At 66.7% G+C, this 6,785-nt stretch carries 8 protein-coding genes; 3 read left to right on the top strand and 5 right to left on the bottom strand.

Annotated elements, in window-relative coordinates; genetic code table 11:
- Positions 1–276 (top strand): VOC family protein (locus A5744_RS04405; protein ID WP_076058757.1); only part of this gene is annotated, 276 nt, incomplete at its 5' end.
- 69 nt (positions 277–345) lie between these two features.
- Here the strand turns inward: A5744_RS04405 and A5744_RS04400 are convergent.
- Positions 346–600 carry a hypothetical protein gene (locus A5744_RS04400; protein ID WP_076058712.1) on the bottom strand — a complete coding sequence of 85 codons (255 nt, stop codon included), beginning with the start codon at positions 598–600 and terminating at the stop codon, positions 346–348.
- A gap of 110 nt (positions 601–710) precedes the next feature.
- Positions 711–1,724, bottom strand: a complete 1,014-nt coding sequence (locus A5744_RS04395) for an NADP-dependent oxidoreductase (RefSeq protein ID WP_076058710.1) — start codon at positions 1,722–1,724, stop codon at positions 711–713.
- A gap of 139 nt (positions 1,725–1,863) precedes the next feature.
- Here A5744_RS04395 and A5744_RS04390 point away from each other — a divergent pair, with 139 nt between their 5' ends.
- Positions 1,864–2,529 carry a hypothetical protein gene (locus A5744_RS04390; RefSeq protein WP_076058708.1) on the top strand — a complete coding sequence of 222 codons (666 nt, stop codon included), beginning with the start codon at positions 1,864–1,866 and terminating at the stop codon, positions 2,527–2,529.
- Positions 2,530–2,533: 4 nt separating this feature from the next.
- On the opposite strand, the gene A5744_RS04385 is transcribed toward A5744_RS04390, so the two are convergent.
- Positions 2,534–3,382, bottom strand: coding sequence for a glycoside hydrolase family 16 protein (locus A5744_RS04385; RefSeq protein ID WP_076058706.1), 849 nt, complete (start codon positions 3,380–3,382; stop codon positions 2,534–2,536).
- A gap of 607 nt (positions 3,383–3,989) precedes the next feature.
- Complete coding sequence (locus tag A5744_RS04375) at positions 3,990–4,655, bottom strand: TetR/AcrR family transcriptional regulator (RefSeq protein WP_076058704.1); 666 nt, start codon at positions 4,653–4,655, stop codon at positions 3,990–3,992.
- A gap of 125 nt (positions 4,656–4,780) precedes the next feature.
- Here A5744_RS04375 and A5744_RS04370 point away from each other — a divergent pair, with 125 nt between their 5' ends.
- Complete coding sequence (locus A5744_RS04370; RefSeq protein ID WP_076058702.1) at positions 4,781–6,088, top strand: cytochrome P450; 1,308 nt, start codon at positions 4,781–4,783, stop codon at positions 6,086–6,088.
- On the opposite strand, the gene A5744_RS04365 is transcribed toward A5744_RS04370, so the two are convergent.
- A complete protein-coding gene (locus A5744_RS04365; protein WP_240562963.1) occupies positions 6,085–6,741 on the bottom strand; it encodes a cutinase family protein in 657 nt (218 codons plus the stop codon). The two genes, A5744_RS04370 and A5744_RS04365, sit on opposite strands and share 4 nt — an antisense overlap.
- Positions 6,742–6,785: the final 44 nt, after the last annotated feature.

Genomic DNA, 6,785 nt, shown 5'->3' with positions numbered 1-6,785 from the left:
CCTCCCGCCCAGCCCGAGACATCGATCGTGCTGAACCCGCCGGGCGCCAACCCCGGCATTACCGACGACGAGCGCCGCACCATTGCCGAAATGATGGCGAAGGGCACCTACGCGATGCTCCTGCTGGCCACCAAAAACCTCGACAGCACCTTCGAGCAGCTACAAGCCGGCGACGCCGAGATTGTCCAGGAGCCGACGGAGCAACCGTACGGAGTTCGCGACTGCGCGGTGCGCGATCCCGCGGGCAACCTGATCCGCATCCAGGAATTGCGCTGACGGCAACCGCCCAAACGAAAAGTTCCGAACCTCAAGCAGGTTCGGAACTTTCCGTTGCGTCGAGCAGGTTCATGAACCCCTGGAGTAGCGGGTCAGGAAGCCGGTGGCCGCGACCCCCGCGGCGGCTCCGATGACACCCCACAGCACCAACGGGAAAACCATCGATCCCAAGAACCAACCAAACGTCATCCCGATGTACAGCGTCCAGAGCACTCGGTAGACACTCCACAGCGCGATCAGGGCGGCGCTGATGCCGATGTACAGGCTCCGCTGGCGATCGACACGGTTGATCTGTTCTTCGATGCTGGCCGGCACGATCCTCATTGCTGACTTCCTTTCGTCACGCGCCGCCTCGGTGGCGGCGTCGTTGCGATCAGTACAGCCCGGCCGAACCGCTACCGATCCCAACAACCGGACGACTGGCAAGCGACGACCTAGCCCGACGTCTTGACGACGAGCTTGCCGACGTTCTTGCCGTCGAACAGCATGTTGATCGCCGTCGGCAGCTGCTCGAAGCCCTCGACGACGGTCTCTAGCGGCGTGAGTTTGCCCTGGGTGATCAGGCCGGCGATCTCGCGGATCGCCTCGGGGGCACGGCCGAAGTGGTCCAGGACGATGAACCCCTGCAGCGTCGCCCGCTGGATCAGCAGGTTTCCGAACGCGCGGGGTCCGGGCGGCGGGTCGGCCGAGTTGTAGCCGGAGATCAGGCCGCAGAGCGCGACGCGCGCACCGATGTTGAGGCGCGCGAAGATCGCGTCCATGATGTCGCCGCCGACGTTTTCGAAGTCGACATCGATGCCGTTGGGCGTCGCGGCGGCGAGCTGGCCGGCCCAATCGTCGGCGCGGTGGTCCACCGCCGCGTCGAAGCCGAGCTGGTCGGTCAGCAGCGCGCACTTTTCCGGCCCGCCGGCGATCCCGACGACGCGGGCGCCGTCGGCCTTGGCAAGCTGACCTGCCACCGAACCGACCGCGCCGGCCGCGGCCGAGACCACCACCGTCTCACCGGGTTTCGGCTTGCCGATGTCGCGGATTCCCACCCATGCGGTGAGCCCGGTCATACCGAGCGCGCCCATGTACGCGGTCGGCGAAACACCCTCGGCGACGTCGACTGGGAACAACGGCATCGCATCCGAGGCGACCGCGTACTCCTGCCAGCCGACCAGGCCCTGCACGGTCTGGCCGACCGCATAGTTCGGATTCTTCGACGCGACGACCTCGCCGAGCCCGCCGCCGCGCATCACCTCGCCGATCCCGACCGGCGGCAGATATGTGGGCGTGTCGTTGATCCACGCGCGGTTGGTCGGGTCAAGGGAGATCCAGTCGACGCGCACCAGCGCCTCGCCATCCCCGATTTCGGGGACGGCCTCCTCGGTGAGCTCGAACGTGTCCGGGCCGATGCGCCCGGAGGGGCGCTCGCGGAGCAGGAAGCGACGGTTTCGATCAGACATGAGCGCACGGTACCGGACTCGGCACCGCTCGCGACACGTTCGAGCGCAGGGGGAGTGCGGTCGCGCTGCTCACCCATTGAGCCGGACGGCTTTTGGAGCGACCATTCAGAGGGGGCCGCTGCGGAGGAGTGTCAGCCAGATGGACGCGTTGCGAGTTGCCACGGTGTCGATCACCTCGATAGTCATCGCCGTCTTCCCGCCGGCCGGAGCGGCAAACGCGGAACCGCCGCCGACCCAAGCGATCACCACGGTGGCGATCGGACCTAGCGGCCAACCCATCAACGGCTACCGCGAGGCGCCCGCGCAGGGCAACGTCGTCGCGGTCAACGACTGCTCGACGCCGTCACCGTCGGCGGTCGCAGACAACATCTACTCTTGCTCGCCAAGCGCGGCCGGCGCCGGCACGTGCTGGCCGTCGACGCCCGGATCGCTGCTGTGCGTGGACAATCCATGGGACAAGAGCCTGCACCGGGTGACCTACGGCGGTTCGCTCCCGCCGGTGCAGCCCACCGCCACGCCGGATCCGTTCGCGCTCGCCCTCGACGACGGCACACATTGCCTGCTTCGCAACGGCGGCGCCTGGGGCTCGCGCGACGACGGGTACGAGGGCGCCTACTGGTGCGAGGCCCCGAGGGCGAACCTGCGGGTGCTATGGCTTCCGAGCCAGGGCGCCGGGAGCTGCATCGACCGCTCGGCGGCGGCCTGGACAGTCAAGGTCGGAGAACTTGGCGCCCCGGGCGCCCACTTCCCGCCACCTGAGACGCGTGCGGTGACCAGCGCGTGGTTCGCCGGAAACGCGATGTGAGCGTCTACCAGACTCGAATCCAGTCGATCAGCATGTCGGCGGGATAGGCCCCGGGCCCGGGGTCTTCGCCCCCGGAACCGGCAACCGCAAGGTTGAACACCGGGAAAGCGGTGTAGCCGGGGTTGTTGAACGGCCAGTCCGGTAGCGAGCTCGCGGGCACGTCAAAGTACGGTTGCGCGCCGTCGGCGTAGTCCTTCCAGAAGCGGATGCCCGCCGCATCCCACTGGGTGCGCCAGGTATGCCAGCCGCTGTCCACCGCGATGTTGTGGGTCTTCCACTCGCCGCCGTTCGCCTTGGCATGGACGGTGGTGGCCGAGGGCCATTTGCCGTTGCCGTACCACTCCATGACGTCGATTTCGCCCTGGTCGTCGTTGCCCAGCCAGTAGGCGGGCCAGGCGCCGGCGGTCAGGCAGTTGAGCTTGATCCGGGCTTCCCAGGTGTGGCCGACTCCGCCCCGCCAGAGGCTTTGCACCTTGCCGCTGTAGTACGTGGGTCCTTCTTTCGCCGCACGCAGGACCAGGTTGGAGTTGCCGTCGAGGAAGACGTTCTTGCGATCATCGCGGTACTGCCCGATGTGCTCGGGCAGCTCCCAATACGTCGGGTCTTTGATCGTCTCGCGGGCCTTGGCCACCGCCCACTTCGACGCATCCGGGGCCGACCCGGCCGGTCCGTCGAATTCATCGGCGAAGATGTAGCTCCCGGTCTGGCCGCTCGGCGCGGCGGGCGGCGGCATCCTGCCCCCCGATGCATCCGTTCGGGACGGGAAAGCGCGGGCCTCAGGGACGGGGAGCGCGGCCGCCAGCACGCCGATCCCTGCCGTCAATATCATGCGGCGGCGATCCATCTCGGGCATAAGCAAGCGACGATAGCAGCCGAGGCCGCACGGGGTCGAAACCGGAATTTTGTCGGTGGGTGTCGTTACCGTTTGGATCGCGGTCGCCCCAAAAGGGACGGCGGCGCGGTAATGGCTCGGGATTTACCAGGAATTCATGGCCAATTCTCAAGATGACCGATGGTTTGGTCTCAGGATTGGCTGGGCATTCTTGGATCACGAACCGATAACCACCTCTGGTGGCTTTTGCAGCGAGTTGAGTGGCACTGGGAGGAGTTGACAATCGTGGCGAATGCATCAGGAGCGACGGTTATTTTCCTTCGCTCACATCCCGCCTGGGCTGCGGCTCAGCGGCGCGCACGCGAACGCAACGAAGCGATGCATCGGCATCCGTCATCTCTTGCCCGGCGCCGCGCCTCCTCGGAGGACGACGTCGTCCCCGTTATCCGCAACTTCAAGGTGTATACCGGCACCGACACACCGGCCTGAAGCGATTCGGCGCCGCCGTGGGCCGCGAATTGGGCTGTGCCACATCGCAATAGCCGTGACAATTTTCACCAATTCTATTGGTAAAACTCCGCATTCCGGATCGCGCTATTCGTGAGCTAGCGACGTAGAGTCGCTTCCGTCAATGAGGGCCCGTGATCATCGGCAGCAGGTATTGGCGCACGAATGCGCGGGTGTCGTCGACGGTGGCGAGATTGATGCCGCTGTGTTGGGTGACGATGAACGACAGGGTCAGGCGGGTGTGCAGCTCGGCGACGGTGCGTAGGTGGCGCTCCTGGTCGGGCGTGGTGGCCTTCGTGCCGTAGATTTCGGCCCTCAACTCAGCCGCGGATTGATCGATGGCGAAGTCGAGAATGGGGCCGGCGTCGGTGGTCAGGCTCGGCAAGATGGTCTCGGGCTCGGTGCGCAGCAATTTCTTGAGCAACGCGTGCTCGCGCAGGAACGTCACGGTGAACACCGTGCCGTAGACCAGGCGGTCTTCGAGGCCAGTGGCTTGCGAGCAGGCTTGCGCGTGGCCATCGAAGTAGTGGCGGGCTTCGGCCAGGACGACGGCGTCGATCAGCGCGCCTTTGGTGGGGAAGCGGCGGTACAACGTGGCGCGGCCGACCCCGCTGCGCCGGGCGACGTCTTCCATGGTGATGCGCCGCATTCCGACGAGTTCGGCCTGCTCGAGGGTGGCGGCCAGGATGCGGGTGGTGATGTCGTCGGGGCGGTGCAGTTGCGCGAGCACCGCAGGCTCGGGCGCGGCGAGGCGCCGCACAAACTCCGCCGTTCGGCTCGTGGTCACTTGATTGCTCCTTGCTCACCCGTGCGGGTCGTCGTATCGTAGCGATTGATACGTCTGAGACAAAACCCGTCTATTTGTATCTAACGATGGTGAGTATAGCGACTCTTCGCTGCTAGGGGGCTCTTATGGGCGTTCGTATGTGGGTTCGGTGGGCGGCCATGCACGGCGTGCCCGGAACGTTCATGAAGGTTCGGGCGCTGGGCGGCGACCCCTTGGCCCGCCTGATCGCCGGTCACGGCCGGGCCGGCGATCCCTACCCGCTGATGGAGGAGATCCGGGCGGGGGGAGCGCTGGTGCGCACACCGTTCACCTGGATCAGCGTCGACCACGGTGTGTGCCGCGAAGTGTTGCGCGACAAACGTTTCGGCGTGACGGGGCCGTCCGCAATGGACCTGCCCCGCCCACTTCGGACGGTGATATCAAGGACGGACGACGCCGTGGCGGCAAATCCGGTCGAACCGCCCGCCATGGTCGTCGTCGACCCTCCCGAGCACACCCGGTACCGGCAGGCGGTGGCGCAAAGCTTCACCCCGCGTGCGATCGACCGGCTCGGCGCCCGCGTCGTCGAGGTGACGGACGAGCTCATCGATCGCCTTGCGGGAACGCCACATCCGGATCTGATCGCCGACTTCGCGTCCCAGCTGCCGGTGGCCATCATCGCCGAGATTCTCGGCCTGCCCCCGGACACCCACCGGTGGATGTTGGAGTGGGGACACAGCGGCGCCCCGCTGCTGGACATCGGGATCGGATGGCGGACCTACCGGCGGGCCATCGACACCCTGCGCGGCGCCGATCACGAACTGCGTGAACGCTTCCATCAACTCCGCGCGGGTGAGGCGGGCGACGACAATCCCTTCAGCCGGCTGGCCGCCCACGGCACGCTCACCGACCACGAATTCACCGCCAACGCCGCCTTACTCATCGGCGCGGGCTTCGAGACCACCGTCAACCTGATCGGCAACGGCATCATTCTGCTCCTGCAAAACCCCGATCAACTCGCGCGCCTGCGCGCGGACCCCGAGCTGTGGCCGTCGGCCGTCGAGGAGATCCTTCGAATGGACAGCCCGGTGCAGATGACGTCGCGCACCGCGCTTTGTGACCTCGACTTGGCCGGTCACCGCGTCGCCGCGGGGGACATGGTGGCGCTGCTCCTCGGCGGCGCCAACCGCGACCCGCGCGTGTTCGCCGAGCCCGCGAGATTCGATATCGCCCGGCCCAATGCCCGCGACCACCTGGCATTCGCGTCGGGGATCCACGCCTGCCTGGGCGCCGCCCTGGCACGCGTCGAAGGGACTACGGCGCTTCGCGCATTGTTCGAGACATACCCCGACCTACAGCTGAGCGGCCCCACACCACGGCGTGGACTGGTCAACCTCCGCGGATTTGCCCGGCTGCCCGTCAATCTCGGCAGCAGGAACGTGGCGACCGTCTAAAGCTTGCTGACGACGAAATCAGCGGCCTGGTTTGCCATTCCCGCATCGATGTAGGCACTCGCGAGGTGTGCCGGCCAGTTCTGTTTCCAGGTGTTCGGGTCCGCGGGGTTGCAGACCGGATCGGCACCGTGGCACAACTCGATGGTCCTGTCGTTGTAGGTCGGGTTGAAGTTCGTGATCGGGCCGACCCATTGGCTCCCGTTGCCGAACAGTGCGACGGCGGCGATGTGCTGGTCGGTGCCCGGCGGCAGGGGGCTGTCGAAACCGAAGGCCGAGATCGGCGCCGCGAGCACGACGTCGGTGACCGCCGCCCCGAGCGAGTAGCCACCCAGCACCAGCCGGGTGTTCGGGCAGTTGTTGACCACGTCCTGGATGTGGTGGCTCATGTCGTTGGCGCCGACGTCGACCTCGGTGTCGGCGGGATACTTCACGGCGTAGGTGCCGATGGTTCGGTTGCCGGCTTTGGATTCGACGGCGTTGATGAACGCGTTGCCGAGGGCGCCGGGCCCCGGTGACTCGTTACGGCCGCGGGCGAACACGATTTGCACCTGGGGGCAGTTTGCCGCGGCGGCCAGCCCCGCGGCGCCCGGTGTTCCGGGCGGTAGCACAACGGCGGCGATCGTCAGCGCGGCCGTGACCGTGGCTGCGGCCAGGCCGACGTCGACCAATTTACGGAGGGGAAAGAGATGCACAGCAT

This window comes from Mycobacterium sp. IS-1264 (assembly GCF_001954195.1).
Classification (GTDB): domain Bacteria; phylum Actinomycetota; class Actinomycetes; order Mycobacteriales; family Mycobacteriaceae; genus Mycobacterium.
This window is presented reverse-complemented; position numbering and strand designations above follow the sequence as displayed.